This window comes from Dankookia sp. GCM10030260 (assembly GCF_042666655.1).
Classification (GTDB): Bacteria; Pseudomonadota; Alphaproteobacteria; order Acetobacterales; family Acetobacteraceae; genus Paracraurococcus.
In genome coordinates this window covers 1-26,414 of sequence record NZ_JBHTDE010000029.1, presented here as the reverse complement: position 1 = coordinate 26,414, position 26,414 = coordinate 1, and the positions used below count along the sequence as shown (strand labels likewise).

Sequence of the window (26,414 nt, the reverse complement as noted above, 5' to 3'; positions counted from 1 at the left end):
GCAACGTGAGGTCCTGCCCGATGTGCGGCATCGGACCAGCCGCTACTTGAACAACCGCGCTGAGAATTCGCATCGGCCGACGCGGCGTCGAGAACGCCAGATGCAGCGCTTCAAGTCTCCAGAACAGACCCAGCGGTTCGTCTCATCGCACGCAATGATCTATGGCCACTTCCGTCCACGGCGGCACCTGATGACCGCCGATCAGTACCGGCGTGAGCGTGCAAGGGCCTTCCGGATCTGGCGGCAGGAGACGTATGTCCAGATGGCGGCGTGAGATCACGCAAACTCCGTCTTGCGGTCAAACTCGTCTTGCCATCAAACAACGTGACAATCCCGGTCAAAGTCACCGTGCAGAGGATCTCGGGAGATGGGATGTGGGGGGGGCAGCGCGGGCGCGTCTGCGGCTAGAGGGGACCTAGCCCGCCCCACCGGGCAGTCATACCGCAGGAAGCTCAACCTCAGATATGCACAGTGAGGCGAGGGGCGATCACCAGGTGCCGTCGCGGGATGTGTTGGAAATGGCCGTGGCTGTCTCTGGCGCGATGACGGTATCGCGTCAGGCGGCGAGGTCAATCATGCTCTTGGCAGGCGGCTGACCGAGGCTCTGCCAGCCATCGACCTTGCGCATGCTGATCTGACCTGAAGCGAGCAAGGCCCAGAACAGCATGGCCGCGGTTTCGGCCGAGGGCAGCACGGTCTGGGTCTTGATGCGGCGCTTGAACTCTTCATGGAGCCGCTCGATCGCATTCGTGGTCCGTACTGGACTTGCCCCGCTTTAGTGGAGAGGCATTGGGTCAGGTAGCGGCCATCTTCTCGAACTGTGCAGGGCTTGCGAAGTCGAGCGCGGAATGGCGGCGGATGGGGTTGTAGAAGCCATCGATGTAGCGGCCGATGGCAGCCGTGGCGTCGGCACGTGTTTCGAAGGCGGTGCGCCAGACAAGTTCGGACTTCAGCGTCTTGAAGAATGTCTCGACCATGGCGTTGTCGAAGCAGTTTCCCCGCCCGGACATGGAGATCAGGATGCCAAGGGTCTCGAGCTCGGCTCGGTAGTCCGTGGAACAATATTGACCGCCGCGGTCCGAATGGTGGATCAGCCCCGCTGCCGGGCGGCGCATGACAACCGCTTTCCGCAGCGCCGCCAAGGCCAAGTTGCGGTGCAGCCTATCACTGGTCGACCAGCCGACCACACGGCGAGCGAACAGGTCGATGACGACGGCGAGGGACAGCTAGCCCTCCTTCGTCCAGATGTACGAGATGTCGGCGCCCCATTTCTCATCCGGGCCTGCCGCCGTGAAATCCTGATCGAGCAGGTTCGGCGCCACTGGCCAAGCGTGGTGGCTGTCCGTGGTCCGCTTGAACCGCCGCTTCTGTCGCGCCCTGAGCCCATTCTCACGCATTAGGCGCGCCGTCCGACGGCGGCCGACCGGCAGGCCGTCGTCACGTAACTCGCGCGTCATACGTGGGCTGCCGTACGTACCGTTGGACAGCGCGAAGGCCGACCGGACATGTGCCAGCAGCACCATGTCCTCGTGCTGGCGGTGGCAGGCCGGGCGTCGCTTCCAGGCGAAGTAGCCGCTTTGACTGACGCCAAGGACGCGGCACAGGCGGTGCACGGGGAACTCCTTCTTCGCCTCGTCAACGAGCCTGAAGCTCATCGACTTCCCTCCCGGGCGAAAAAAGCGGTGGCGCGCTTCAGGATGTCCCGCTCCTGGCGGAGGATCTCGTTCTCCCGCCGCAGCCGCTTCAACTCCGCCGCTACGTCCGGCGCTGCCGATCCGCCAGGCGCTTCCGCCGCGCGATCCCGGCTGCGGCCGAGCCAACGCACCAGTGTCGATAGCCCAACCCCGAGATCCTCCGCGATCTCCCGCTGGGTTCGGCCACTCGTCCTAACCAGCCGGACAGCCTCGTCCTCAAATTCCTTGGTAAACCGTCGCTGTTGCTTCATGGGGTCCTCTTGCGTCATCGAGACCTCTCCACTTTTCCGAAGCAAGTCCACGACAAGGCTCATTCCAGCAACAGCAAGCCCGAGCCCACTCAGGGAGCAGGGCAGACTCAGCTTGTGCCGAGCGGGCGCTCCCTGGCTTGCCAGACTGCTTCCTTTGGAATGGCCGCGGGTCTGGCTCATGCGTTGTACAATCGGCAACGCAGGGGCGGGTAATGTGACACGGATAGGAGATCAGCCGCGCGCCGCGGTGCGCAACATCGATGAGGTGGTGGGCCTGGAGCAGGAGGCAGCGCGGCAGCGTTCGTTTGCCGATCGCGCCGCCGACGGCATAGCGGCCTTCGTCGGTACCGTCGCGTTTGTACTTCTCCGTTTGCTATGGTTCGCCTGCTGGGCGGTGGTGAACACCGGGCTAGTCACTTTCGTGCCCGCCTTCGATCCCTACCCGTTCCAGCTACTCTGCCTGATCGTGTCGCTGGAGGGCGTGCTGCTCTCGACCTTCGTCCTCATCAAGCAGAACCGGATGGGTGCGCTCGCTGATCAGCGTAGCCATCTCGACCTTCAGGTCAGCCTGCTAGCGGAACAGGAGGTGACCAAAGTGATCCAGATGCTGCAGCGAATCAGCACCCAGCTCGGCCTCGAGGCCGTAGTGATGGATGAGGAGGCGCGCGAACTCAGCGAGACGACAGCGGTGCGCAACCTGGCGCATCGGCTGCGCGAGAGGCTGCATCCCGACCATGAGTGATCCGGGTGCACTGTGGGACCTCGCCATGCGCAGCGGCGATTGGGCGACCGCCTGGACCATTAGTGACGCCGTGCTGCAGAGGCGCGCCAGCCCGTCGGATCGACACCAGCCGCGCCATCTGCAGACAGTCTGGAACGGCACGCCACCGGCTGGACGGCGCGTGCTGGTCCGCTGCTACCACGGGCTTGGCGACACCATTCAATTCATCCGCTTTGTGCCGGCCATTCAGGCTATCGCCGCCGAAGTGACAGTCTGGGCGCAGCCGGCGCTGCTGCCGCTGCTCCGTACCATGCCTGGCATCGGCCGGTTGTTGCCGCTGCATGACAGCACGCCGGATGTAGGCTTCGATGTCGATATCGAAGTGATGGAGCTGGCGCACCTGTTCCGCCCGGTGCCGGCAACGCTTCCCGCGCATGTACCATACCTCTATCCTGGCCAGCTGATGCGCGCGAGGGAACCCGGGCTCAAGGTCGGGCTGGTGTGGCAGGCTGGTAGCTGGGACGACAGCCGTAGCATCCCAGTTGCATTGCTTCGGCCGCTAGCGGACGTTCCAGGTGTCACGATGCACATCTTGCAGCGTAATACCGCGGCGCCTGGATTCGGCCTCGCCTGCGGCGCAGATGACATTCTGCAAGCGGCGCGCATTATGGCCGCTCTCGATCTCATCGTCTCTGTAGATTCAATGCCGGCACATCTCGCTGGCGCACTCGGGCTGCCAGTCTGGACGCTGCTGGCCCACCGCGCCGATTGGCGCTGGATGGAAGGGCGAGAAGACACCCCATGGTATCCAACCATGCGCCTACTACGGCAGCCACGTCCGGGCGATTGGAGGGCGGTGGTCGCACGTATCTGCCAGGACCTTCATATCCTGGCCGCCGCGCGCGGCTGAGATATCAAACCCCGCGCAGATCCGATTGGCGCTCCGGGTTATGTTCCCGCGTGCCGGGCCAATCCCGTGCGGCGTCCTGCTTCGGCTGGAGCAGGTTGCCTGTCGGAACCGCATCGTCATGCTGCTTTACAGCGGACACCATGGAACAGCCTAACTCCGCGACGAACCAGCTGACCGTCGATCTGAGCCCCGAGTCCAGCTGAACGCGGGGCGACCAGCCGAGCAGCCGCCGCGCAAGCGTGATGTCTGGCCGGCGCCGGCGCGGATCGTCGACCGGCAATGGGCGCTTTACGACAACCGAGCGCGAGCCAGTGATGACCCGCACCTGTTCCACCAACTCCGCCACGCGCAGTTCGGCAGGGTTACCAAGGTTGACCGCGCCAGACCCAGGCGTGCCGATCGCAGCAAGCCGGACCAGCCCTTCAACCAAATCGTCTACATAACAGAATGATCGCGTTTGGTCGCCATCGCCATAGATGGTGATGTCCTCTCCTGTCAGCGCCTGCGTAATGACGTTCGAGACGACGCGGCCGTCATCGGCACGCATCCTGGGACCATAGGTGTTGAAGATTCGCGCCACGCGGACGTCGGCTCGGCCCGCACGCCGATAGTCAAAACTGAGGGTTTCTGCCGCACGTTTGCCTTCGTCGTAGCAGGCCCGCGGACCGGTCGGGTTGACGTTGCCCCAGTAGCCCTCGGTCTGCGGATGAACCTCGGGGTCGCCGTAGATCTCGCTGGTCGAGGCGAGCAGGAAGCGCGCGCCCGACGTTTCAGCCAGCCGCAGCAGGTTGCGGGTTCCCAACACACAGGTCATCAGCGTGTGTTCCGGATCGGCCTGGTAGTGCGGCGGCGATGCAGCGCAGGCGAGGTTGATGACGGCGTCGAGCTGCATCGCGCCACCGCCCAACATGCCCGGAAGCGGATCGGTGACGTCTGCCTCGATGACTTCAAAGCGTGGATCGCGTTCCAGCTGCCGGAGGTTCTCTCGCCGCCCGGTGAGAAAGCTGTCGATGCAAAGGACATGGTGGCCGTTCGCGGTGAGCACGTCGCAGAGGTGCGAACCGAGAAATCCAGCCCCACCCGCGACGACGACGGTCCTGTGCTTGCCGTTCCTCACGGGGATACCCTCTCTCTGGCTGGCGAAGAGGCGCGGCGCCGCGTGATGGTCTCTCGCAGATATCCTTCCAATTCGGTTGCCCGGTGGCTCGCGGTATGTTCCATCAAGACGCGCTGGCGCGCTGCTGCCGCCAGGTGCTGGCGGTCGGCTTCCGGCATGCCGATCAGCGCACCGAGCACCGTCTTTGGCCCTCCCGCCAGCAGGATTTCCTTGCCTGGAGCGAACAGTGTGTCGAGCCCGTCCCAAACATCCGAGATTACCGGCGTTCCGCAAGCCGCGGCCTCGAACAGCCGGACACTTGGGCTCCAGCCGGCGCGGATCATATCGGCGCGGGTGACGTTCAAGGTGAACCGGCTCGCAGCGTAGAAGGCCGCATGACCGGCCGGTGGAACATGCTCCAGGTATTCAACGTTCGAAGGCCACGCGATGTCGCCGGGATATTGCGATCCGGCGACCACAAAGCGCAGTTCCGGTGCATGCCGCGCAGGCTCTAGCAGCAACTGCTCAAGCGTCGGCTGGCGGTCCGGGCTATAGGTGCCAAGATAGCTTAGATCCCAGCGTTGCGGCACCTGCAGGGGCCGGTACAAGGTTTCGTCGACCGAGCAGTACAGCACGCGCGCGTCGGGCGCGCCGTATCGCCGCATCAGGTGGCTGAGCGTCGGTCCGCCGGTGAAAGACAGATGCAGATCGAAGCCGCGGATCAACTCCGGCGAGAGGTATTCATGATCCCCACGCGCCAGCTTCGCCAGGGTGACCGGCGTGTCAATGTCGTAGAAGGCGGTTACGCCCCGTGCCACCTGTTGCACGAAGCGCCCGGCCGCGACGCCCTTCGGGACGAATGACCCGACGATGACCGCATCGGCGGCGGCAATCTCTTCTTGCCAGCGCGATAGCTCGGCAAGATCTTGGTAGAGCGCAAGCCTGCAGAAGCCAGGTTCCGGCAGGTCCCGATGCGCGGCATACCAAGGCCGGTCGCGCTCCAGGAATAAAACGTCGTGGCCGCGGACCGCTAAGGCGCGAAGCAAGGCACGCCAGGTGGTCGCGTGGCCGTTTCCCCAGGACGAACTTAGACTCAGTCCCAGCACGACGATACGGAGAGGGGTCACGCGGCGTCTCTCTCTTGCTTGCGGGCTGCTGCCTCCCGCAGCAGCAGATCCACCGTGGCGCCACGGCGGGCGTAGGTATGGTCCAACAGGATTCGCCGCTGCGCCGCTTCGCCGATGGCGCGGGCACGTTCCGGCGTCAGCGTGGCGATATGCGCCGCCACCTCGGCGCCATCCCGCGCCACCAGCACCTCGACATCCGGCTTTAGGAACATCTCCAGCCCGACCCAGGCATCGGTGATCAGGCAGGCACCAGCGCCAGCTGCCTCAAAGACACGCGTCGCCGGGGAGAAACCAACGGCCGCCATGCTGTCGCGTGCGACGTTCAACACAGCGAGCGGCGATGTGTTGAAAGCGTTGTGCTCCCGCGTATAGACATGGCCGAGGTGCCGGACATTCGCCGGCATACCCTTCGTTTCCCAGCCATTGCCGCCGATCAGGAAGCGCCGATCCGGGCATAACGCGGCAGCGCGAAGGAAGAATTCGTTGACCCGGGCCTCGCGGTCCGGCAAGCGGTTGCCGAGGAAGGAGAGGTCCGCTTCGAAGCGTGGCTCCGGCGGCACGGGGTGGTGCGTCGCCGGGTCGAGGGCGTTGTAGACCGGCACACAGCGGCGCGCGCCAAAGCCTTCATAGGCATCGACCACTGGCGCGCCGCCACCATAGGTCAGTACCAGGTCGAACGACGGCAGCACTCGGCGGAGCGGATGGTCGCTGCCCGCGGCGCGCATCTCGGCCAGGGTGGCCGGCGCATCTACGTCCCAGAAGATGCGGATGGCGTCGGGCCGGGCAGCCTTCATCACGCCATCGAGTAGCTCCTCATCAAAGACGCCGACGCCGCTCGCCTTCACCACCACGTCAGCGGCCGCGGCTTCGGCGATGACACCACGCAGCGCGTCCATCGTCGCCGGCCAGACCCGCACCTCGGCCCAATCAGGCGGATCCATGTCGCGGTGTTGCTGCCGCTCGAAGGCATCGGGTTCATAGAAGGTGACGCGATGGCCTCGCCGCGCGAGATCCGATAGCAGCCCCCGGTAATAGGTCGCGGCGCCGTTCCAGTAGGAAGACAACAGGCTTGAGCCGTAGAAAGCGATCCTCATGCGGCGGTCTCCGGCATTGAATGGGTGCCGTGGTAGGTCCCGAAGATCTCGATCAGTTCCGTAGCGCGATGCGCGCAACCATGACGTGCCGCAATGGTGGCGAGGCCATGTAAGGCAAGCCCAGCGCGGAGCCCGGGGTCGTTGCATAGCGCCCGCAGGTGGCTTGTCATCGCGGCCTCATCCTTCGCCACCAAATAGTCCTGGCCCGGTTGGAACAACCCTTCCTCGTCGCGCCAGGGCGCACAGACGAGAGGGATGCCGCAGGCCAGCGCCTCAAAAACGCGAATAGTGGGGATGCCGGGCAGCAGGTCCACATAGAACCGCCGTGGGACATGGACCGTCGCGAGGTGGCGCGCGAAGGCTTCCGGCACCCGCGCGTTCGGCAGCCAACCGCGGTACCGTGCGCCATGGGCGGCGAGGCTGCCCAGCGCCTGCTTGGGGTAACGCACGCCATGGATGTCGAGCGGCAGGCCGGCGGTGCGGGCGGGGCGCAGCAGGAAGCTTTCCAGCTCCGTGCTGCGCTCGCCATCGCCCCAATTGCCGATCCACACCAAGCCTTCGCGCAATCCTTCGTGCTGCGGCGGACGAAACAGGCAAGTATCCGCGGCCTCGTGCCAGACATGGACATGTCTGCCCCAGCCCCACCTTCTATAGATCGCGGCCAACGTCTCACCGAAGGCAAGCACGCCATCATAGCCATCGAGGTCGAAGGTGCGGATCGCGTCAGGGTCGCTGACAGCGCGGTGATGCGTGTCATGGAACAGCAGCGTAAAGCGCGCGCCCTGTCGTCGCGCCCGGCCCAACGTGGCGACCAGCCAGGGCTCGTTCCACTCATGCATGATGACCGCATCGGCGTCGGCGAGTGCGAAGGCGATGTCGTCCTGCGTCGCGTAGCGGGTGACGCGCAGGTCGGGATAGGCGGCGCGATAGGCATCAAGGCCGGCCTCACCATGGTCACGCAGCAGGTTCTCGAGGCTCCAGGACGATTCCGGCTCCAGCGCCAGTACGTCATGGCCGCGCAGCGAAAGCTCGCGCAGCACGCCGCGCAGGAAATGCGCATTGCCGTGGTTCCAGCAGGAGAGCAGCGAATGGGTGAAATAGACCAGCTTCATGCCGCATGCCCCGGAGGGACCGCATGGGTCAGTTGAACGAGGCTTCGGTAAACGTTCAGCATGCCGGCTGCCATTTTCTTGAAGTCGTAACGACGCCCACGTTCCCTGGCCGCGCAGGATAGCGCGGTCCGGCCTTCGCGGTCCTGCACCAGGTTGAAGATCGCCTCCGCCAGCGCGGCATCGTGCATGGGCGGGACGAACACAGCCGCGCCGTCCCAGAGCTCGCGGAAGCTGGGAATGTCGCTCAGCACTAGGACGCAGCCTGCCTGGGCCGCTTCGAGAACCGCCAGCCCGAAAGGCTCGTAACATGCCGTCGAGACGAAGATCGGGCCACGCGCGAGGATGCTTGACACCTCTGCCGCATCGAGCCGGCCAAGCAGCCGCAGGTGGCGGGCACGAAGCCGCGTCCCGTTCGGACCTTCGACAGGCCCGGCGGCTATGACCGGCATGGGCAGCCGGGCCGCGGCGCGATCCAGCGTGGCCAGATCCTTTCCCTCGTCCCAAAGTCGCCCGGCGGTGAAGACGAAATCAGCTTGGCAGATGGTTGTATCTGCCGGCGGCTGCCGGCCGTTGTGCACGACGCGCGGCGGCGTGGCGAGACAGTAGGCCTGCGCGGTCGCTACGGCAAAGGCGGTGGTCGGCGCAACCAGTGCATCACAGGCGGCGTAGCCCTTGGCCACCAGCGCGCTTCGCCAGGCGAAATCCTCCGGCAGCGGCGTGCCGCGCATCCGCTGCCACCAAGTGGCAACGCAGGAGTGGCAGACGCCGACCACCGCCACGGGGAAGCTTATGCCGGCAGCCAAGGCCGGGCTGTTGAGCTGCACGAGGTCGACGCCTTCCTGCGTCGCCACCGCCGCAATCGTTTGACCCGCCACCACCACCTCGGCGGGCCGCTCCGCCAGCCAATCGAGTGGCAGAGCCAACCGCCGCAGCACCAAGCCCGGCACGGCGGATGCATCGGCTGTCTGTGCCGCCTCGGGCGGCGGACCGGACACCGCGAGCACCGTCTGCACGCCCTGCGCGGCGAGGCCCCTGGCGAGGTCCAGTGCGTAGGGCCAAATGCCGCCTACGGCATCCGCCGTCATCAGGATGCGTCGTAGCGTCTCGGTCGTCATCGGCCGCGTACAGCTTCCAGCGCGGCAAGGGCCTGCGGGCGTTCTTCCTGGATGTCGCTGAAGGCCGTGAATTGCGCAAGGTAATGCGCATGCGCGCGTTCCCAGGCCAGATCGTCCGGTGCGCCGAACAGGCGCACATAGTCCGGCGAGCTGGGATAGGGATAGAGCGGTACCGGGTCGTTTGCCCAGACGCCACCGTGCTGCAACCGCTCGCGCCACGCCGCGACCATTGCATCGTCGTCGCCTTCGGTTCGGATCAGGTTGGCTTGCACGAAGGGGACGGAACGGCGGGCATAAAGCAGGCGCTCCGCCAGATCGTCGGTCGACATCCGGCAGTTCTTGTCGAGTGCGGCGCGGCCTGCCTCGGTCAGACTTTCCACGCCGGCCTCGATCGAGACACAACCAGCCGCGCCAAGGAGATCCAACATCTCCGGCTTCCACAGATCGATGCGCGTCTGAATGCCGAATTGCACGCCGCGGCCGACAAGCGCTTCCAGCAACGGACGCTGCGGCAGGAAGATCTCATCGATGAAATACAGGTAGCCGACCTCCTGCGCCCGCAGCCCCTCGATCTCGTCGAGCAGGATGGCCAAGTCGCGGCGGCGGTACTTGTCGCGGAAGTCGAGCTTGGCGCAGAAGCTGCAGGCATAGGGGCAGCCGCGAGAGGACTCGACCTCGGCACCCGGGACATCGGGCTTTGCCTCGAAACGGTGATGATGGTGCCGGTGGCGCGCCACCCAGGACGGTGGCCAACGCAAGGCCGGCAGATCGGTGAAGGCGCCGGCATGGGGCAGGCCGGTCACCCGCGGCATGTCACCGTCCCGATAGGCGATGGATGGCACGGCCGCGAGGTCGTCGCACGCCGCCAGCCTTGCAATGATCTCCTCGCATTCGCCGCGAACCACGACATCCGCACCAAGCTTTCGAAGCGCTGCCAGTGGCGTGGCCGAGCCATGCGGGCCAACTGCGACGGTGCGGCCGCCGGCGCGGCCAAGCACCGCCAGGAACTCCTTCGGAACCCGCAATTCCGGCTGGGTGCAGCGCCAGAATAGATAGCTCGGCGCGGTGGTGACCACGGTCATCGTCGGTGCGAATGCCGTGACCGCGGCGACGATCTCCTCCATCGACTGGCCGCAGAGGTGCCCATCGAGCAGCAGAACCTCATGTCCCGCCGCTTCAAGCAGTGCACGGCTGTAGCCGAGTTCCAGCGGCAAATGCGGTTCGCGGCAGCCGAAATAGATGCTGCCGGTGAAACTCCAGGGCGGGTTGACGAGCGCAACCTTCACCGCAGCACCTCCATCGGCTGCCTCGCAGGGTGTTCCCCGCGCAGCCAATCGGCCAGCATGACGAGCCCGCGGTGCCAAGGTAGCGCAGGGTTCAAGCGCAAGTCGCGCGCGGCCCGGCGGGTGTCAGAAACGTACCAGCGCTGATCACCGGCACGCCAATCCGCATGGTCGCGGTGGACGCGTCGTCCGGTGATCTCCTCAATGCAGCCGAGCACCTGAAGCAGGCTCACGGCATTGGCGGGTCCGCCGCCAAGATTGTAGGCGCGGCCTGAGACGGCGCCGATCTTCCGCCAGGCCGCGCAATAGGCCTCGACCGCATCCTCGACGAACAGCACGTCGCGCACCTGCATGCCATCGCCGTAGATGCTGACGGGGTCGCCGCGGAGCGCGCGGATCAGGAAATGCGCCACCCAGCCCTGATCCTCGGTGCCCATCTGGCGCGGACCGTAGATGCAGGACATGCGGAAGACGGCGGTGGGTACGCCGTAGCTGCGGGCCCAATCCAGCACATACTGGTCTGCCGCGCCTTTCGAGCAGCCATAGGGCGTGTGGAAATCGAGCGGTCGGTCCTCGGCAATGCCATGTGCGCGAAGAGCCAGTTCGCGCGGCACATACGCGCTGCCGGACAGGTCCAGCGCCACGTCACCAAGATCGCCATAGACCTTGTTGGTGCTGGCGAAGATGACCGGTGTGCGCGAGCCGGCGCGCCGCACCGCATCAAGCACTAGGAAGGTTCCCTGCAGGTTGGCTCCGAAATCCTCGAGTGGGTCGGTCAGGCTGGTAGTAACCGCCACCTGCGCGGCCAAATGAAAGACTGCCTGGGAATCGGCCACCGCAGCGTTTACCGCCGAGTTGTCGCGGATATCGGCAACGGCCACCGAGATGCGCTGCGGATGGCGCTGCCGGAGCCAGTCAAGGTTGCCCGCCACGCCCGGCCGCGACAGTGCGTCATAAATCAGCACGTCATGTCCGTCGCTTGCCAGTCGGTCAGCCAGGTTGCAACCGATGAAGCCAGCGCCGCCGGTCACCAGCACTGGCCGCCGTCCGCGGATCGCCGGAGCATTCATGCCACCAGCCCACGCGCCTCGAGTTCACGTCTGGCATGCTGGACCCGGTCCACGGCCTGCTGCTGCGCCACCCATTCGGCCAGTTCGACAAGGCCTTCGGTGAAGTCGCGGCGCGCGGAGTACCCCAGCACTTCCTGCGCCAAGCCGATATCCGGAATGCAATGGCGGATATCGCCCGCCCGCGCCTTGCCGGTGATCTCCGGGGCGACACCGGGCCGCCCCATTGCTGCAGCCAGCAACACGGCGACATCGCTGACTGTCCGGTCGTCGCCGCTGGCGATGTTAAACACACCCCCCGGTGCCCGGGGATGCTCGAGCGCCAGCATGAAAGCCTGCGCGACGTCCTCAACATGGACGAAGTCGCGGCGTTGAAGCCCATCCTCGAAGATCATTGGGGGCTGGTTGTTGTGCAGGCGGGAGGCGAAGATCGCCAGCACTCCGGTATAGGGATTGGACAGCGCTTGGCCTGGGCCATAGGCGTTCCACAAGCGCAGCGCCACGCCCTCCATGCCATAGGCTGGAGCAAGGGTCAGCGTCAGTCGTTCCTGCGCGTACTTCGTGATGGCATAGACGGAGGCGAGGGCGGGTTGCTTCCATTCCGGCGTCGGTGCCGGCACCAATGGCCGGCCCTGCCGGTCTACCGGATCCCAACCAACGGCGCCCATACGTGGCAGCCGGACCGCATCCTGTACCAGCCTGCCATCGGTGTCGCGATAAAGGCCCTCGCCGTAGATGCTCATCGACGAGGCCATGACAACGCGCCGGACCGGCTGGTCGATCAGCTGCTGGAACAGCACTGCGGTGCCGAGGTCATTGACGGAGACGTAGCGGTCGACGGCGTACATGCTCTGGCCGACGCCGACCTCGGCTGCCAGGTGCACCACCTTGTCGATGCCTTCGAGCGCGCTGCGCACGGCGGACGCGTCGCGAACGTCGCCGATGCGCAGTTCGGCATCGGCGTGCAAGCCCGACGGCGGTGCCCCATTGGCATGGACCTGTTCGATAAGGCTGTCGAGGATACGGACATAGTGGCCACGCCGCAGCAGAGCATGGGTCAGGTGACGGCCGATAAAGCCGGCTCCACCGGTGATCAGAAGCCTTTCCCCCACTCTTTCCGCCTCCATAGCGTGTTGCCCGAAGGGCTCCCGAAGGGCTTAAGAACCCGCCACCCCGGGCTCGGGCCGGAGCGACGTGATCGACCGTGGAACGCCAAGCGTCGGGATACGGACGATCGTCGCTTCGTCACGTTCCGGTGTCCCGTAGATGAGAGCTCGGACCAAGCGGAACGCAGGCGAGCTGCGTGCGATCTTGGCTTCCGTAGACTGGCGCGTGCCAGACTGGCGCGCGACGACCGATGCGGCTGCGCCGGCCGGAATGGAGGGACAACCTTGAGTTCCAGATCGCTGCGCGTCGGACTGGTCGGTATCGGCAACTGCGCATCGTCCTTCGTGCAGGGCCTTACCTATTACCGGGATGCCGCAAACTCTGAGCCTATTCCCGGGCTGATGCACGCCGAGATCGGCGGCTACCATGTCGCCAATATTGAGTTAAGCGCCGCCTTCGACGTCAACGCCGCGAAGGTGGGCCGCGACATTGCGGAAGCGATCTTCGTGCCGCCAAATAACGCACAGCGCTTTGCCGCAGTGGCGCCGGCCGGCGTCATGGTCGAGCGCGGCGCCACCCTCGACGGGATTGGGCGCTATGTCCGAGACGCCATCGAGGAATCCGATCGGCCCCTCGCCGATGTCGTCGGAACGTTGCGCCGGACCGGCACGGACATCCTGGTTTCCTACCTGCCGGTGGGATCGCAGCGGGCAACCGAATGGTATGCCGAGCAGGCGCTGGAAGCGGGTTGCGCCTTCGTCAACTGCATCCCGGTCTTTATCGCCTCTGACCCCGTCTGGCGAAAGCGTTTCGCGGAGCGCGGCTTGCCGTTGGTTGGCGACGACATCAAAAGCCAAGTCGGCGCGACCATCGTCCACCGCATGCTGGCAAACTTGTTCCGCGAGCGTGGCGTGCACCTCGACCGCACCTACCAGCTCAACTTCGGCGGCAACATGGACTTCCTCAACATGCTGGAACGCGAAAGGCTGGAGAGCAAGAAGATCTCCAAGACGCGTGCCGTCACCAGCCAGCTCGACCAGCCACCGGCAGCGCGCGACGTCCATGTCGGACCGAGCGACTTCGTGCCATGGCTAGAAGACCGTAAGATGGCTTATATCCGACTGGAAGGGACCGCCTTCGGCGGCGTGCCGCTGAATGTCGAGCTGAAGATGGAAGTCTGCGACTCGCCCAACTCGGCCGGCATTGTCGTCGACGCCGTGCGTTGCGCGAAGCTGGCGCTCGATCGCAGGATCGGTGGCGCGCTCGAAGGTCCCTCCAGCTACTTCATGAAGTCGCCGCCGACGCAGTTCACGGATGCCGAGGCGCGCGAGCGGACGCTTCGCTTCATCGCTGGCGAGGACTGAGGCTCTGGTGGCGACGACGCTTTTCCTGGCAAGGCACGCCGTACACGGGCTGGTGGACCAGGTGCTGTGCGGCCGCATGCCCGGGGTGCACCTGGGCGATGCCGGCCGGCGCCAAGCCACGTTGCTCGCCCGTAGGCTGGAATCGACCGGGCTGGCAGCGGTCTATACCAGCCCGCTGGAGCGTGCGCAGGATACCGCGGCAATCATTGCGCTCGGCGCCGGGCACGACCCGGTTGTCGACCAGGCGTTGGTCGAGATCGATTTCGGCACCTGGACCGGCCACCGCTTCGATGCGCTGCAGGACGACCCGAACTGGCGCCACTGGAACGCGGAACGTGGAACTGCGAGGCCACCAGGCGGCGAGCCGATGGCCGAGGTCCAGAGGCGGGTCATGCATTGGGCGGAAGCCGCGGCTGAACAGCATCCGGATGCTGCCATTGCCGCGGTCAGCCATGGCGACGTAATCAAGGCCATGGTCGCCGCGGTGCTCGGTTTGCCGCTCGACCATTACGCGCGGTTCGAGATCGGCCCCGCTTCCCTGACCACCATCATCCTTTGGCCTGGCGGCGGGGCCAAGCTGGTCCGCATGAACGAGGCGCCTGCATGACCTTGCATTTCGAGCCCGTTACCCGGCTGACGCCGGAGGAAATTCGGCGCCGTGCGGCCGCGCTCGGCCCCTGGTTCCACAACCTCGATCTGCACGGGGTGCGGACTGCGCCCGAGCATTTCCTGGGCGACTACCCCGCGGTGAAATGGCGCCATTTCGCCGCGGCGATCCCGGCCGATCTGACCGGGCGCAGCGTGCTCGACATCGGCTGCAACGGCGGGTTCTACTCGATCGAGATGAAGCGCCGCGGCGCTGCGCGGGTGCTCGGCATCGATTCCGACGAGGCCTACCTGGCGCAAGCCCGATTCGCCGCGGAGATGACCGGCGAGACGATCGAATTCCGTCATCTCTCCGTCTATGACCTTGCGTTCTTGGGCGAGCGGTTCGACATCGTGCTTTTCATGGGCGTGCTTTATCACTTGCGCCATCCCTTGCTGGCGCTCGATCTCATCCACGAACACGTCGCGCGCGACCTGCTGGTCTTCCAGTCCATGCAGCGCGGCACCGCGGTGGTGGAGCCGCTCCGGGAAGATTACAACTTCGAGGACACTGAGCCCTTCGATCGCCCCGGCTGGCCGAGGCTGCACTTCGTCGAACGGCGCTATGCCCACGATCAGACCAACTGGTGGGTGCCGAACCGCGCCTGTGCCGAGGCCATGCTGCGGAGCAGCGGCTTCGAGATCACCGCCCATCCGGAGCAGGAAGTCTATGTCTGCCGGCGCGTCGATACCCTGGAAGGGGCCGGTGCTGTGTATCCGATGCGGGGACCTAAGGCATGATCGAAGCGGCGATGCTCTGGAACGAGCCCAACAACAAGTCACACTGGGATCCCGAAATTGATCCCGATTGGCGGCTCTTCGCTGATATGGCGATCGCCGCAGGTCAGGCCATCTGCGCCGAGCATCCAACCCTGCCACGTGTGCTCGGCGGCATGTCGCCGATCGATCCAGGCTTCATCGCCAACCTCACGGCGAAAGGCGTGCTGAACCATATCGACGCGGTGGCAGTGCATGGCTTTCCGCTCGATTGGAACCTCTGGCAGATTGGCGAGTGGCCGGCAAAGATTGACGAGATCCGCGCCGTCACCCAGCTGCCGATTTGGGTCTCGGAAGTTGGCGTCTCGTCCTTCGGAGCGGAGGAGGTGCAGGCTTGGGGGGTCGAGCGAACGGTCGAGTTGCTGACCGGGCGGGCGCCGCGCATCCACTGGTACAGCCTCTATGACCTGCCGCGCGCTTGGGAGGCGACAACTCGCCACCGGGAGGCGGAGGGGTCGTCCTACTACCGCCACTTCTACATGGGGTTGCTGCGGGAGGACGGCTCGCCCAAGCCGTCGCTCGAGGTCTTCGCCCGTCACACCCCGGCGCTCGGTCTCTGCCAGTGGTTCCATTTCGAGGATCACCGGCTGGATGATGCGGTCACCTGGATGCGGCGACTGGGGGTTCGTCATCTGCGAACCGGGCTCTCCTGGGCCGACAGCTTCCGGCCGAATGCGTTGGACTGGTTCGACCGGCAGATGGAAGCCTTGGCGGAGTTCGACGTCACCGTGACGTTCTGCTTCACGCCGGAACACCGCGGCATCGCTCCGCACCACACCAGCCCACCCTTGATAAAAGAGGAGTTCGCCGAGTTCTGCGGGGCGATGATCCGCCGCTATGCGCGTCCCAGAACCGCTTCGTCTCGGATGGGTTGAAGCCAGGATTATCCACAGAACGCAAGCACCGATGTCTTCCGGCGTTGCCGTCGCCAGCCCGAAGGAAGCCCGTGCGGCGGCTCGTGCCGCGGCACTTCGCTACGTCTCGGACGAGCGGCCCGGCATCGCACGCCGCAGGGTCGGCAAGGGGTTCAGCTACCGCCAGCCGCAGGGCGGCACGGTGAAGGATCCGGCGACGCTGCGCCGCATCCGGGCGCTGGCGATACCGCCGGCTTGGACCCAGGTCTGGATCTGCCTCGCCGGGAACGGACATATCCAGGCGACCGGCCGTGACGAGAAGGGCCGCAAGCAGTACCGCTACCACCCCCGGTGGCGCGAGACGCGCGACGCTGCGAAATTCGGCCACATGGTGGAGTTCGCCCGCGTCCTGCCGCGCATCCGTGACCAGGTGGAGCGCGATCTGCGCTTGCCCGGCCTGCCGCGGGCGAAGGTGCTAGCGACCGTCGTGCGCCTGCTAGAGACCACCCTGATCCGTGTCGGCAACGACGACTATGCGCGGCAGAACGGAAGCTACGGTCTGACGACGCTCCGAAATTGGCACGTGCAGGTGGCCGGCACGGAGCTTCGCTTCTCCTTCAAAGGCAAGAGCGGTAAGTCCTGGCAGCTGCGTATTGCCGACGGCCGCGTCGCGCGCATCCTGCGCGAGTGCCAGGACCTACCGGGGCAGGAGCTGTTCCAGTATGTCGATGCGGACGACCAGCGACGCAGCATTGATTCCGGCGACGTGAACGAGTACCTTCGGGAGACTGCCGGCACCGGTGTGACGGCCAAGGATTTCCGGACTTGGGCGGGCACCGTGCTGGCGGCGATGGCGTTGCAGGATTTCGAGCGCTTCGACACACAGGCCGCGGCGAAGCGCAACGTCAAACAGGCGATAGAGCAGGTGTCGCAGCGGCTGGGCAATACCCCGACCATATGCCGGAAGTGCTACGTGCATCCCGGCATCCTGGACTGCTACCTCGATGGCAGCTTGGCGCTGCCGGTGAAGGAGGAAGCCGAGGCCGAGTTGCGCGAGGCGGCGGCCGAACTTCGGCCAGAGGAGGCAGCGGTGCTTAGGCTGCTGATCGGCCGCCTGGCACGTGGCGACGTGAGCGCGTCACGCATCGCCGCTGCCTTGGAGCAGGCCGGGGCGGCAGCCTGATGCGCATCGTCATCTTCGGCCTGACCATTACTTCCTCTTGGGGCAACGGCCATGCGACGCTGTGGCGCGCTCTGCCGGGCGCTGGTACGGCGTGGACATCGCGTCACTTTCTTCGAGCGCGACGCGGCGTATTACGCCAGCACGTGAGACCTGCAGCCAATGGCGGGCGTCGAGCCGATTCTCTATGCCGATTGGGCGGAGGTCCGTCGGCGCGCCGAGCGCGTGCTTGTCGGGGCTGATCTGGCCCTAGTCACGTCGTATTGCCCGGATGGCGTCGCTGCCGCGGCCCTCGTGCTGGCCTCCTCGACACGGTTGCTGGCCTTCTACGACCTCGACACGCCGGTGACGCTGGACCGCCTGGCCAGCGGCGAGCGGCCGGACTACCTGCCACCCGAGGGACTTGGCGGTTTCGACCTCGTGCTCAGCGACACCGGCGGTAAAGCGTTGCGGCGGCTTGGAGCTCGGCGCACGCCGCGTCGCGCCGCTCTACGGCAGCGTCGACCCGGAGGCGCATCGGCCGGTGCCGCCGGAGGAACGGCTACGCGCCGATCTCTCCTACCTCGGCACCTATGCGGCGAACGGGCAGCCGGTGCTGGAGCGCCTCCTCGTGGCGCCTGCAAGGCGCCTGCCTCAGCGACGCTTCGTCGTCGGCGGCGCGCTTTACCCTGCGGAGTTCCCCTGGTCACAGAACATCTGGTTCCTGCGGCATGTACGGTTCGTAGACATCTTTTCAACGGCTGACTGGTCCATACGGCATGTAGTGAGCTATCATTGGGACTTCTCCTCGGTAGGAGAGGTGCCATGCGTGGCCCACCTGTTTGCCTGCGCGAACTGACCGCCGAATAGGCCTCCGCGGTGGAGACCCTGGCCCGCTCGCGGACAGCGGCGGCGCGCCGGGTCGAGCGCGCCCGCATTGTCTGGCGCGCCAGCCACGGCGAGATGCCGCCCAGCATTGCCGAGGCGCTTGGGGTGAGTACCGAGACGGTGCGCCGACGCATTCGGCGGTTCAACGCCGAAGGGCTTGCCGCTCTGGAGGATCACCACCGCTTGGGGTGCCCGGCCACCTACTCGGCTGAGGCGGTGGCCGAGGTGATCGCCGCGGCACTGACCGGTCCACGGCGCCTGGGCCTGCCGTTTGCGTCGTGGACGCTGGATCGGCTCGCAGCCTACCTGCAGGAGCACAAGGGTATCGCCATGCGGCGTAGCCGGATGGACGAGATCCTGCTCAAGGAAGGCCTTCGCTGGCGCCGGCAGGAGACTTGGTTTGGCGAGCGGGTGGATCCCGAGTTCGCCGAAAAAAGGGGCGCATCGAGACGCTCTACACCGCACCACCCGAGGGCAGCGTAGTCGTTTGTCTCGATGAAATGGGACCGCTCAGCGCCAAGAGCTACCTGGGCCGCGGCCTGGTTCGGCCACACCCGCCACCCGCAGGCCGCGCCCTGCAGGAGATCGACTATGGCCGGCGCGGCAAGGGCTATATCTTCGGTGCCTTCTGCCCCGCAATCGGTGCTGCTTTCACGCGGCCCTACCCAGGCCGTGGCATCGGCAATTGGGTGGCCTTTCTGGAGGAGGTCGAGGGCTAGCTGCCGAAGGAGGTCGAGCGGGTCTATGCCATCGCCGATAACCTGAGCAGCCATCGCGGCACCGACGTGCTGCTGTTCATGCTGGCGCACCCGCGCTGGGAGATGGTGTTCCAGCCGAAGTACGCCGCCTACCTCAACCTCATCGAGCCATGGTGGAAGATCCTGCGCTCGCTGGCTCTCGCCGGCCGCCGCTTCGAGACCTGGGACGAGGTCACCGAGGCTATTGCGCAGGCAACGGCCTACTGGAATGCGCACCGCCATCCCTTCCACTGGGGACAGCGGCGTCGTCATCGCCCACGCCGCCAGCCCGGCGTCGCGCTCCTCCCCAAGGCCGCATAACTTGCCGAATGAACCACTTAGACGCACTTTGGATAGGCGGAGGAATCAGGACGGACACGCGATATGCCGACACGGTGGCCTTTAAACTGGTCAACTTCCTGGTGATCGACAGCACTGAGTGCGCCTCGCTGCACGCCTACGCGCTGCCAAGGCTTCTAGCACGACGGCTGGCGCTGGTCGGGAACAAGGCGTCCGGCCGCGAGCGGCTGCCGCACGCGGGCTTCATTCAATGTGCTGACGTCGCGGCGCATCCCGACCGCACAGGCCACATTGGTGGACCACGGTAGATCCCGGAGGGCTGGTCTCATGGCCGACATGCACGACGACCGAAAAGTTCCGGAGATGCCCACCGTGGACGAGAGGCGACCGAAGGGTGGGGTGCAGCAGCAATCATTTGGCACCGGTGATCGGCCTAAAAGGCTGTTTTGAAAGCTACGGGGCAGGAAGTCGCTTGCGGTTTGGGTGAGCGAGGCGGTGGAGCATGAGGCGGATCATGGCAAGGGTGACCATCGCCTCGGCGACCTCGGGCCGTTGCTCGTAATCCTTCGACAGGCGCCGCCATCGCCCGAGCCAACCGATGGTTCGTTCGACCACCCACCTGCGTGGCAGCAGGACGAAGCCCTTGGTGCCTGCGACGCGGCGGACGACGACCAACGTCAGGCCGAGCAGGAAGCAGGCGAGCAGGACGGCGAGGCGGTCGTAGATGCTGTCAGCGAACACGGCCCGGAGCCAGTTGTAGAGGGGCTTGATACGCCGGAGCAGTTCGCCCGCGCTGTCTGCATCCTGGATGGACGCGGCGTGCACGAGCACGCCGAGCAACAGCCCCTGCGTGTCGACCGCGAAGTGCCGCTTGCGCCCCTTGACCTTCTTGGCTGCGTCATAGCCGCGAGGCCCGCCACTCTCGGTTGTCTTCACGCTCTGGGTGTCGAGGATGGCCGCTGTCGGGCTTGGCTCGCGCCCCGCGCCCTCGCGCAGCATGACGACGATGTGGTGGCGGATGCTCTCCCACACCCCGTCGCGGAGAAAGGCGCGCATATAACCGTAGATGGTGGGCCATGGCGGAAATGCCGGAGGGGGCGGCAGATGCCGCCACTGGCAGCCGGTCCGCACGAGGTAGAACAACCCGTCCAGCAGGCGCCGCATGTCGGTCGTCCGCGGATGGCCTCCGGGTTTGGCGGCCGGGATGAGCGGTTCGAGAAGGCGATATTGCTCGTCGCTCAGGGCCTGACCGGACCCGTAATCTCCAACCAGCGCGCGGGTCTTGGGCGTCCACATGGCGGCTTCTTTCCAGGAAAGCCGCCCAGAACGCCTCTCCTACGCAGACTTTTCAGCCCCAGCAGAACCTTTCAAAACGGCCTTTAAGGGCGGTCATGGCATTGCTTCCGGCTACAATCCCGGCGGCATGGTGCTGGGCGGCGGGCCGGCCACAGGCCTCAGCGGTGCGCCGCCCGCGGCGATGACAAGGTTTGCGGCGCTGCCCATGGGCCTCATGGCGCTGCCGCTGGGTATGATGAAACTTGACATGACGACCCGGTTCCGCCTGCTGGAAGCCGTCGTTCTGGCCGCGCGTTCCAACCCGGTTCGACAGTAGCGGGCATGGACATGCCAAACCTGTCTCGGGCCAGCGCGCGACCGCTACGTGCATTGGTGCTCTCGGGTGGTATGGCGCTCGGCGCTGTCGAGGCCGGCGCCTACGCCGCGCTGGAGGAAGCCGGTGAGCCGGCGCCCGACATCGTGGTCGGTGCCTCGGCAGGGGCGGTGAACGCCGCGATTATCGCCGGCAATCCCCCAGGTGCCTTATGCCGGTCTTTGCGCCGGTGGAACTCGACGGACGGCTGTTAGCGGATGGCGGGCTGGCGTCCAATGCGCCACTCGACCTGGTGTTGGACGCGCCGCGGGACCGGCCGCTGAACTGCATCATCATCGAGCTTTTTGCTCGTGCAGGCAGCCGGCCGCGCACCCTCGGCGCGTCGGTTGTGCGGGCCACCGATCTCAGCTTCGGCAACCAGACGGAGCGCATCCTGGAAGGGCGAGTACGGGAACAACGTCTGCGGGCGCTGGTCGGGCGCCTCGCGGCGCGGTTGCCGGAGCAGGTCCAGGCGGATGCCGAAATCGCATCGCTGTTGGCAGAAGCGGGACACGAACCGCTCTTGACGCTAGTGCGGATTGGCTATCGCGCCGCCCGGGTCGAGGCCGGTCCAGGGAAGCTCTTCGACTTCTCCGCCGTAACGCTCGCAGATCGCTGGACGGCGGGCGGCGAGGCGATGCAGCGTGCACTCGGCCGATTGCAGTTGCCCGCCGCGGCTACGACCCTGGCGGAGGGCTTACTGCTGCACGAGGTCGAAGTACGGTCGGAGAGGATCTAGGCCCAATGCTGTTCATTTTATGAGCCGGATTGCGGCGGTGACGTTGATGAATGTGATTGGCTGTGATGCACGAGGTCGCAGCGGGTAGCCGTTCACCTGCGTTCGTAGATAGACCTCGGTATTGTGGGCTTCATGTAGCTCTACCAGGCATTGCTGAGTTGCCATTGCAGAGCGACAGCAATTTGATAACGTGGCGTGTCACGCGTGGTCCCAAACCCGGCAGCGAGGCCCACCACGACCCGGTCTTCTGAGAGCCGATGGCGAACCCCCGCTTGGATAAGGCTATAGTCGCGATCGCCCCACTCCTGCTGCTCCCTGGCAGAAGTCAGAACGAGTGCGGTGACAGGGGAGAGTGCCTGACCGATAGAGGCATTCACCAGATACCGATTTGGCCGCTCGCCAAGCTGTGGCTCTAGGCGGGCGACCCAACCAATGTTGAGGTGCGTGCCGACTGCCTGCTGACCAAAAGGAAACGTCCTGCCTATCAGCGCCACGGCTTCGGTTTCGTAAGCAGGTTTGCCAGGTCCATAGAGGGTTCGTATCCGCATCAGGCCTGCAACGGCGGGATACCCACCGCGTCCATCGCTGAACTCGTAGAGCGCCCCAATACGGGTCGAGCCTCCCCACGCTGCCTGCCCGCCATCCTCTGACGAGTTGAGAACGTCGCTGACGGTGCCCAGCTTCCGGCGGGTCTCCAGATTGCCGAACGCACCGACTTGGCCGATGCGAAGTTCCAGGCCCGGCATGACACCCATTTGCAGCTGCGTCTCGATGGCGCCAGTGTTTCGCACCTGTCCGCGCTGCGCTCGTTCAACAGCGCCGACGAAAGCGACCTCGGCTGCGCCTGGTTTTGCCGCTACTGGGTCAGTGATCTGGAATGGATCGTCTGCAAGCTCAATCGGCTCGTCTACCGCTGCCACTGCGGGCGCAGCGGACGAGAGGTGTATCGCTGCAAGCAGCGCGGTGGCGTATTTCTGAGGAAGAAGTCTGCACATCCGGCATCCCTGCCGGCTGGCATCCTTATCTCGTAACCGCAAATGGAAGACGTTCCGATGAAAGGGCGGTCTGACGGTAGTGGTCAAGTCGGGCTTGCGGGTTGTCCAGCTAACTGCCGGACTGGCAGCGCGGCAAGCGCCCCCTGCAGCGATGGCATTTCCATTGCGTCGCACAAGCGGCGCAATCCGGCGTTGCAACCGCATAAACCCAATCATGGAACCGCGTCACCGCCCCCCGCAGGGGCGCCCTCCTGCCAGAGTTGGAGGCCGACAGGAGGGCGCTGGGCAGCAATGTCCGCCGCCGGAGGAGCCGACAGGCACGGCTGCAATGACATGGGGAATGTCTCTACCGCTCGCCTGCTCCCGGCTGACGCACAACGGTCATGGGCGCCCGTTTCGAGCCAGTTCCGCTGGCCGAATCGCTGCGGCATCCCACTGGAAGAGAGGCGGATTTCTGCCGTTGCCTGCCGCCAAGCGGCCAGGCGCTCCGGGCCTGCCGGATGGCTGTCGAGTAGACCGGTGGTCTCCAGCGGTCCGCCGCGGGTCAGCCTGACCCAGACCAAGCTCGCCCGATCGAGGTCATAGCCCGCCCGGGCGACGAGATAGGCACCGAGATAGTCGGCCTCGCGCTCCTCCGCCTTGGAGAAGGCGAGCTGCGCCCCCTGCGACCCAGCCAGGGCGGCACCCTCGCCCAATGCCCAGCCGGCCAGTCCGCCGAAGGGCACCACCGCCCCGAGCAGCGTGCCAGCCATGGTGCTGGCCGCAAGGCCACGGGCGCGCCGCCGGCCGAGATGGTTGGCAAGTTGGTGCCCCAACTCGTGTCCCAGCACCGCTGCGACCTCGTCTTCGCTTCCGAGCAGTTCCAGCAAGCCGAGCGTGATCGTCACCCGACCCTGACCGCTCATCGCGGCGCGTGCTGCCCTGGAAGGATCGAGCGTGACCTGCAGGGTGCAATCCTCGCTGCCATAGGCGGTGCAGAGCGGCTGCGCCCCCCGAGTTAGGCGCCGGGAGACACCGTCTAGCAGCGCCTCGGGCGCGCTTGCCATACCGGCGGCGGGTGGGGTTCCAATGATCACCTGGCGGGCCGCGCCCAGCTCGGCCGGATCGACGACGGGTGGGATGAAGCGTGGGCCGCAGCCGGCAAGGGAAAGCAGCACGAGCAGGATTATCGTCGCCGGGGCCGCCTTGTCGCCGCGCATGTCAAGCCGGGGCTTCGGCCACATCCGTGCGCTGCTGCAAATCGGCCATGATGGCCGGGATCTCGGCGAGCAGCTCGCGGGCAAGATACCCGATCGGCCCGCGCGTGCGGGCGAGACGCTCCCCCGCCTCAGCATGCAGATACACTCCCCAGAGAGTGGCCTCCGTTGGCGCGGCGCCGCGGGCGAGCAACCCAGCGATGATGCCGGCCAAGATATCGCCCGAGCCGGAAGTGGCCAGGCCGACATTGCCGTGGTCACAAGACCAAGCGCGCCCTTTTGGATCCACGATGAAGGTGCAGCCGCCCTTCATCGCCACCACCGCCTGCAGTCCGGTGGCCACTTTCCGCGCAGCCGCGAGAGGGTCAGCCAGAACCGCGTCCCGCGGGATGCCCAGCAACGACGCCATTTCGCCCGCGTGCGGCGTAAGAACGATCCGGCCCGCATGGCCGGCCAGTGCAGCTCGACAGTCGTCGAGCTCTTGCAGGGCGGCCGCGTCCAGCACGAAACAGGGACCATTGGTCAGTTCAAGCAGGCGGTTGGTGAGCAGCGAAACCGCGGCGCTGTCCATCATCCCGGGACCGAGGAGCACCACGTCCGTTCGGCTGCAGCGGCTTGCCAACCTCTCGGCCTCTACCGCGGAGATGCCGCCCGACGGCGTTTCCTCCAAGCCGCTTACCAGGGCTTCCGGCACCGCCACGGCAAGCTGCGGCGCAACGCTGCGACAGGTCGCAATCTGCAGCTTGCCGGCCCCCGCGCGCAGTGCAGCCAGGCCGGCCAGCAGGGCGCCGCCGGGCGTCTCGACACTGCCGCCGATGACCAGGACGCGGCCACGCTCGTCCTTGTCCTCGCCTTTATGATGGCGAGGCAGGGGCATGGAGCGGAGCAGCCCGTCCGTGACGGGCGTAACGGCCTCGCTCATCGGGCACCCATCGGTGCGTCGGGCTCCGCGGTAACCTGTGTCCCCTGCTCCTGCAGAGGAACAACAAAGTTATAGGCCTGCAGCACCATGCCGGCAGCGTTGCCCCGGCTATGATCGAAGGCGTATTCCGTGACCGCACAGTTCGCCACATCGCCTTCGGCGTCGATCCGCAAGATCTGGTCTTCGGTCATCTTCTCCAGCAGGTAGCGGAGGCACAGAACGACGACCTGATGCGCGACGATCAGCACGCGCGCGCCGCCATGATGCAGCGAAATGGTGTCCAGGGCGCTGCGTAGGCGAAGGATGACGTCACACCAGCTCTCCCCGCCGGGCGGACGGTAATAGAATTTTCCAAGGATGCGGCGGAACTCCGCTTGGTCCGGATGATGCTGTTCGATGCCGTAGCGGGTCAGCCGATCGAGGACGCCGAATTCCTTCTCGCGCAGCCGCTCGTCCTGGATGAGGTCGGCCGGGTTCACGCAAACGCCGCCAGCTCCGTGGATCAGCGTTGCTGTCTGCAACGCGCGCCGGTAGGGCGAGGTCAAGACCACTTCGGGTTGCTGGTCCCTTGGCATTTCGGCGAACCAGCGGCCCAAGGCACGCGACTGTTGCTCACCCAAGCCGCTGAGGGGCACGTCGACATCGCGGCCACCCGTATCGATATGCGTCAGGCGCGCTGCGTGGGCAGTGTCGCGTGCGACGTTGCCGCTACTTTCACCGTGGCGGATGACCCATAGCCGGCTCGGCCATCGCTGCGTCATGATACCGATGTCTCTCACCTGTTGAGGCCCATAACGTCTGGGGCGGCCTGGTGTTCGATTGCACGGCCGAAGCGGCCTGAAGCGTAAGGAACATCTGGTCCTGCTCGCTGTTGACAGCCCCGCCCGCGAGGCGGCCGCCCTCCGCAGGCTGGACGGCGGCCGATATCGCCACGAACGGTAAGGATACGGGGATGAGCGACGTAAGGACGACTGGCACCACGGCCGGCCAGCTCCGGCAAGAGGCCGCCGATGCAGTTGAAGATGTGAAGGCCGAGGGTGCTGGAGTGGCCGAGGCCGCGAAGAACCAGGCACTAGGCTTTGCCGAGGAGCAGAAGCAACGTGGCGCCGAGCATGCCGAGGGGATTGCCCGCGCCGTGCATGGTGCAGCAGACCAGCTGCAGGAAAGCTCGCCGCAGATCGCGCGCTATGTCCAGGAGGCCGCTTCGGCGGCGGACGGATTGGCGCGCAGTTTGCGCGACAGCAGCCCAGGCCAGTTGATGGGCCAGATGGAGGATCTCGCTCGTCGCCAACCGGTCGCTTTCTTCGGCGCCGCGGTGCTGGCGGGTTTCGCCCTGGCGCGCTTCGCCAAGAGCTCGGCCGAGGAAGCGCGGCATGCTAGCGCCCAGGCAATGCTGCCACCGGGTGGCCGACACACGGATGCGGCAATCGGGGGCGGCCGTGTGGTGCCACATTCTACCGCCATGGGCGCGCCGGGCTGGGTCCAAAGCGGGCCGGACGACGCGCCGCGGCCGGCCACCGTCGCCGCGGCGTCGCTCGGCGGCGCCGCCGCCCGGACGACCTCCCAGGCTGGGCAGACCAGCCCGATCAAAGGCGCGAGCTAGGAGTGAGCTG

The 26,414-nt window shown here is 65.9% G+C and carries 29 protein-coding genes and 3 pseudogenes; 17 read left to right on the top strand and 15 right to left on the bottom strand.

The window, feature by feature from the left end; translation table 11 throughout:
* Window positions 1-146, top strand: a pseudogene (locus tag ACFQS7_RS28940) (DDE-type integrase/transposase/recombinase); the annotation flags it as partial.
* A gap of 410 nt (window positions 147-556) precedes the next feature.
* Here the strand turns inward: ACFQS7_RS28940 and ACFQS7_RS28935 are convergent.
* Window positions 557-757 (bottom strand): annotated as a pseudogene (locus tag ACFQS7_RS28935) (IS256 family transposase); the annotation flags it as partial.
* 37 nt (window positions 758-794) lie between these two features.
* A pseudogene (locus ACFQS7_RS28930) lies at window positions 795-1,945 on the bottom strand (IS3 family transposase).
* A 247-nt stretch (window positions 1,946-2,192) separates the two neighbouring features.
* Between ACFQS7_RS28930 and ACFQS7_RS28925 the strand changes: the two are divergent.
* Window positions 2,193-2,687: a DUF1003 domain-containing protein gene (locus tag ACFQS7_RS28925; protein ID WP_380070622.1), complete on the top strand. Its 495-nt coding sequence runs from the start codon at window positions 2,193-2,195 to the stop codon at window positions 2,685-2,687.
* Window positions 2,680-3,576, top strand: coding sequence for a glycosyltransferase family 9 protein (locus tag ACFQS7_RS28920; protein ID WP_380070621.1), 897 nt, complete (start codon window positions 2,680-2,682; stop codon window positions 3,574-3,576). The genes ACFQS7_RS28925 and ACFQS7_RS28920 overlap by 8 nt, the downstream gene beginning before the upstream one ends.
* Before the next feature lie 4 nt (window positions 3,577-3,580).
* On the opposite strand, the gene ACFQS7_RS28915 is transcribed toward ACFQS7_RS28920, so the two are convergent.
* The 8 genes from ACFQS7_RS28915 to ACFQS7_RS28880 all read right to left on the bottom strand — a co-directional run bounded on the left by ACFQS7_RS28915 (window position 3,581) and on the right by ACFQS7_RS28880 (window position 12,597).
* The gene (locus ACFQS7_RS28915; protein ID WP_380070620.1) at window positions 3,581-4,693 is read right to left on the bottom strand and encodes a UDP-glucuronic acid decarboxylase family protein; all 1,113 of its coding nucleotides are present in this window, start codon (window positions 4,691-4,693) and stop codon (window positions 3,581-3,583) included.
* Window positions 4,690-5,799, bottom strand: a complete 1,110-nt coding sequence (locus ACFQS7_RS28910; protein ID WP_380070619.1) for a glycosyltransferase — start codon at window positions 5,797-5,799, stop codon at window positions 4,690-4,692. The genes ACFQS7_RS28915 and ACFQS7_RS28910 overlap by 4 nt, the downstream gene beginning before the upstream one ends.
* On the bottom strand, window positions 5,796-6,893 hold the full coding sequence (locus ACFQS7_RS28905) for a glycosyltransferase (RefSeq protein ID WP_380070618.1): 1,098 nt from the start codon (window positions 6,891-6,893) through the stop codon (window positions 5,796-5,798). The genes ACFQS7_RS28910 and ACFQS7_RS28905 overlap by 4 nt, the downstream gene beginning before the upstream one ends.
* Window positions 6,890-7,933, bottom strand: a complete 1,044-nt coding sequence (locus tag ACFQS7_RS28900) for a glycosyltransferase (RefSeq protein WP_380070617.1) — start codon at window positions 7,931-7,933, stop codon at window positions 6,890-6,892. Before ACFQS7_RS28900 ends, ACFQS7_RS28905 begins: the two co-directional genes overlap by 4 nt.
* Window positions 7,934-8,001: 68 nt before the next feature.
* The gene (locus ACFQS7_RS28895; protein ID WP_380070616.1) at window positions 8,002-9,120 is read right to left on the bottom strand and encodes a glycosyltransferase family 4 protein; all 1,119 of its coding nucleotides are present in this window, start codon (window positions 9,118-9,120) and stop codon (window positions 8,002-8,004) included.
* Entirely contained in the window at window positions 9,117-10,406 is a 1,290-nt protein-coding gene (locus ACFQS7_RS28890; protein ID WP_380070615.1) for a TIGR04295 family B12-binding domain-containing radical SAM protein, read from the bottom strand. Before ACFQS7_RS28890 ends, ACFQS7_RS28895 begins: the two co-directional genes overlap by 4 nt.
* Window positions 10,403-11,440 (bottom strand): NAD-dependent epimerase/dehydratase family protein, encoded by a 1,038-nt coding sequence (locus ACFQS7_RS28885; RefSeq protein WP_380070614.1) that lies wholly within the window; start codon window positions 11,438-11,440, stop codon window positions 10,403-10,405. Before ACFQS7_RS28885 ends, ACFQS7_RS28890 begins: the two co-directional genes overlap by 4 nt.
* Before the next feature lie 29 nt (window positions 11,441-11,469).
* The gene (locus tag ACFQS7_RS28880) at window positions 11,470-12,597 is read right to left on the bottom strand and encodes an NAD-dependent epimerase/dehydratase family protein (RefSeq protein WP_380070613.1); all 1,128 of its coding nucleotides are present in this window, start codon (window positions 12,595-12,597) and stop codon (window positions 11,470-11,472) included.
* A gap of 264 nt (window positions 12,598-12,861) precedes the next feature.
* On the opposite strand from ACFQS7_RS28880, the gene ACFQS7_RS28875 reads away from it, so the two are divergent.
* The 10 genes from ACFQS7_RS28875 (at window position 12,862) to ACFQS7_RS28830 (ending at window position 19,609) form a co-directional block, all read left to right on the top strand.
* On the top strand, window positions 12,862-13,941 hold the full coding sequence (locus tag ACFQS7_RS28875) for an inositol-3-phosphate synthase (protein WP_380070612.1): 1,080 nt from the start codon (window positions 12,862-12,864) through the stop codon (window positions 13,939-13,941).
* Window positions 13,942-13,948: 7 nt separating this feature from the next.
* Window positions 13,949-14,548, top strand: a complete 600-nt coding sequence (locus ACFQS7_RS28870; RefSeq protein ID WP_380070611.1) for a histidine phosphatase family protein — start codon at window positions 13,949-13,951, stop codon at window positions 14,546-14,548.
* Window positions 14,545-15,327: a TIGR04290 family methyltransferase gene (locus ACFQS7_RS28865; RefSeq protein ID WP_380070610.1), complete on the top strand. Its 783-nt coding sequence runs from the start codon at window positions 14,545-14,547 to the stop codon at window positions 15,325-15,327. The genes ACFQS7_RS28870 and ACFQS7_RS28865 overlap by 4 nt, the downstream gene beginning before the upstream one ends.
* The gene (locus tag ACFQS7_RS28860) at window positions 15,324-16,238 is read left to right on the top strand and encodes a beta-xylosidase (protein ID WP_380070609.1); all 915 of its coding nucleotides are present in this window, start codon (window positions 15,324-15,326) and stop codon (window positions 16,236-16,238) included. The genes ACFQS7_RS28865 and ACFQS7_RS28860 overlap by 4 nt, the downstream gene beginning before the upstream one ends.
* Before the next feature lie 31 nt (window positions 16,239-16,269).
* Window positions 16,270-17,400, top strand: a complete 1,131-nt coding sequence (locus ACFQS7_RS28855) for a DNA topoisomerase IB (RefSeq protein ID WP_380070608.1) — start codon at window positions 16,270-16,272, stop codon at window positions 17,398-17,400.
* 454 nt (window positions 17,401-17,854) lie between these two features.
* Window positions 17,855-18,235, top strand: a complete 381-nt coding sequence (locus tag ACFQS7_RS28850; RefSeq protein ID WP_380070607.1) for a hypothetical protein — start codon at window positions 17,855-17,857, stop codon at window positions 18,233-18,235.
* A gap of 20 nt (window positions 18,236-18,255) precedes the next feature.
* Window positions 18,256-18,747, top strand: coding sequence for a helix-turn-helix domain-containing protein (locus ACFQS7_RS28845; protein WP_380070606.1), 492 nt, complete (start codon window positions 18,256-18,258; stop codon window positions 18,745-18,747).
* A 17-nt stretch (window positions 18,748-18,764) separates the two neighbouring features.
* Window positions 18,765-18,983 carry a hypothetical protein gene (locus tag ACFQS7_RS28840; RefSeq protein WP_380070605.1) on the top strand — a complete coding sequence of 73 codons (219 nt, stop codon included), beginning with the start codon at window positions 18,765-18,767 and terminating at the stop codon, window positions 18,981-18,983.
* Complete coding sequence (locus ACFQS7_RS28835) at window positions 18,984-19,322, top strand: transposase (RefSeq protein WP_380070623.1); 339 nt, start codon at window positions 18,984-18,986, stop codon at window positions 19,320-19,322.
* A gap of 8 nt (window positions 19,323-19,330) precedes the next feature.
* Complete coding sequence (locus tag ACFQS7_RS28830) at window positions 19,331-19,609, top strand: hypothetical protein (protein ID WP_380070604.1); 279 nt, start codon at window positions 19,331-19,333, stop codon at window positions 19,607-19,609.
* 145 nt (window positions 19,610-19,754) lie between these two features.
* On the opposite strand, the gene ACFQS7_RS28825 is transcribed toward ACFQS7_RS28830, so the two are convergent.
* Entirely contained in the window at window positions 19,755-20,597 is an 843-nt protein-coding gene (locus tag ACFQS7_RS28825) for an IS5 family transposase (RefSeq protein WP_380070603.1), read from the bottom strand.
* Between ACFQS7_RS28825 and ACFQS7_RS28820 the strand changes: the two genes are divergently transcribed.
* The 3 genes from ACFQS7_RS28820 to ACFQS7_RS28810 are packed head-to-tail and all read left to right on the top strand — an operon-like array spanning window position 20,596 to window position 21,688.
* The gene (locus tag ACFQS7_RS28820) at window positions 20,596-20,913 is read left to right on the top strand and encodes a hypothetical protein (protein WP_380070602.1); all 318 of its coding nucleotides are present in this window, start codon (window positions 20,596-20,598) and stop codon (window positions 20,911-20,913) included. The genes ACFQS7_RS28825 and ACFQS7_RS28820 overlap by 2 nt on opposite strands.
* A 5-nt stretch (window positions 20,914-20,918) precedes the next feature.
* Window positions 20,919-21,164 carry a patatin-like phospholipase family protein gene (locus ACFQS7_RS28815; protein WP_380070601.1) on the top strand — a complete coding sequence of 82 codons (246 nt, stop codon included), beginning with the start codon at window positions 20,919-20,921 and terminating at the stop codon, window positions 21,162-21,164.
* Window positions 21,122-21,688, top strand: coding sequence for a DUF3734 domain-containing protein (locus ACFQS7_RS28810; RefSeq protein ID WP_380070600.1), 567 nt, complete (start codon window positions 21,122-21,124; stop codon window positions 21,686-21,688). The genes ACFQS7_RS28815 and ACFQS7_RS28810 overlap by 43 nt, the downstream gene beginning before the upstream one ends.
* 140 nt (window positions 21,689-21,828) lie before the next feature.
* Here the strand turns inward: ACFQS7_RS28810 and ACFQS7_RS28805 are convergent, their stop codons facing one another.
* The 4 genes from ACFQS7_RS28805 to ACFQS7_RS28790 all read right to left on the bottom strand — a co-directional run bounded on the left by ACFQS7_RS28805 (window position 21,829) and on the right by ACFQS7_RS28790 (window position 25,562).
* Entirely contained in the window at window positions 21,829-22,770 is a 942-nt protein-coding gene (locus tag ACFQS7_RS28805; RefSeq protein ID WP_380070599.1) for a hypothetical protein, read from the bottom strand.
* Window positions 22,771-22,895: 125 nt separating this feature from the next.
* A complete protein-coding gene (locus ACFQS7_RS28800) occupies window positions 22,896-23,882 on the bottom strand; it encodes a M48 family metalloprotease (protein ID WP_380070598.1) in 987 nt (328 codons plus the stop codon).
* 1 nt (window position 23,883) lies between these two features.
* Window positions 23,884-24,801: an NAD(P)H-hydrate dehydratase gene (locus ACFQS7_RS28795; RefSeq protein ID WP_380070597.1), complete on the bottom strand. Its 918-nt coding sequence runs from the start codon at window positions 24,799-24,801 to the stop codon at window positions 23,884-23,886.
* A complete protein-coding gene (locus tag ACFQS7_RS28790; protein ID WP_380070596.1) occupies window positions 24,798-25,562 on the bottom strand; it encodes a histidine phosphatase family protein in 765 nt (254 codons plus the stop codon). The genes ACFQS7_RS28795 and ACFQS7_RS28790 overlap by 4 nt, the downstream gene beginning before the upstream one ends.
* 284 nt (window positions 25,563-25,846) lie before the next feature.
* On the opposite strand from ACFQS7_RS28790, the gene ACFQS7_RS28785 reads away from it, so the two are divergent.
* Window positions 25,847-26,404 carry a hypothetical protein gene (locus ACFQS7_RS28785; RefSeq protein WP_380070595.1) on the top strand — a complete coding sequence of 186 codons (558 nt, stop codon included), beginning with the start codon at window positions 25,847-25,849 and terminating at the stop codon, window positions 26,402-26,404.
* Window positions 26,405-26,414: the final 10 nt, after the last annotated feature.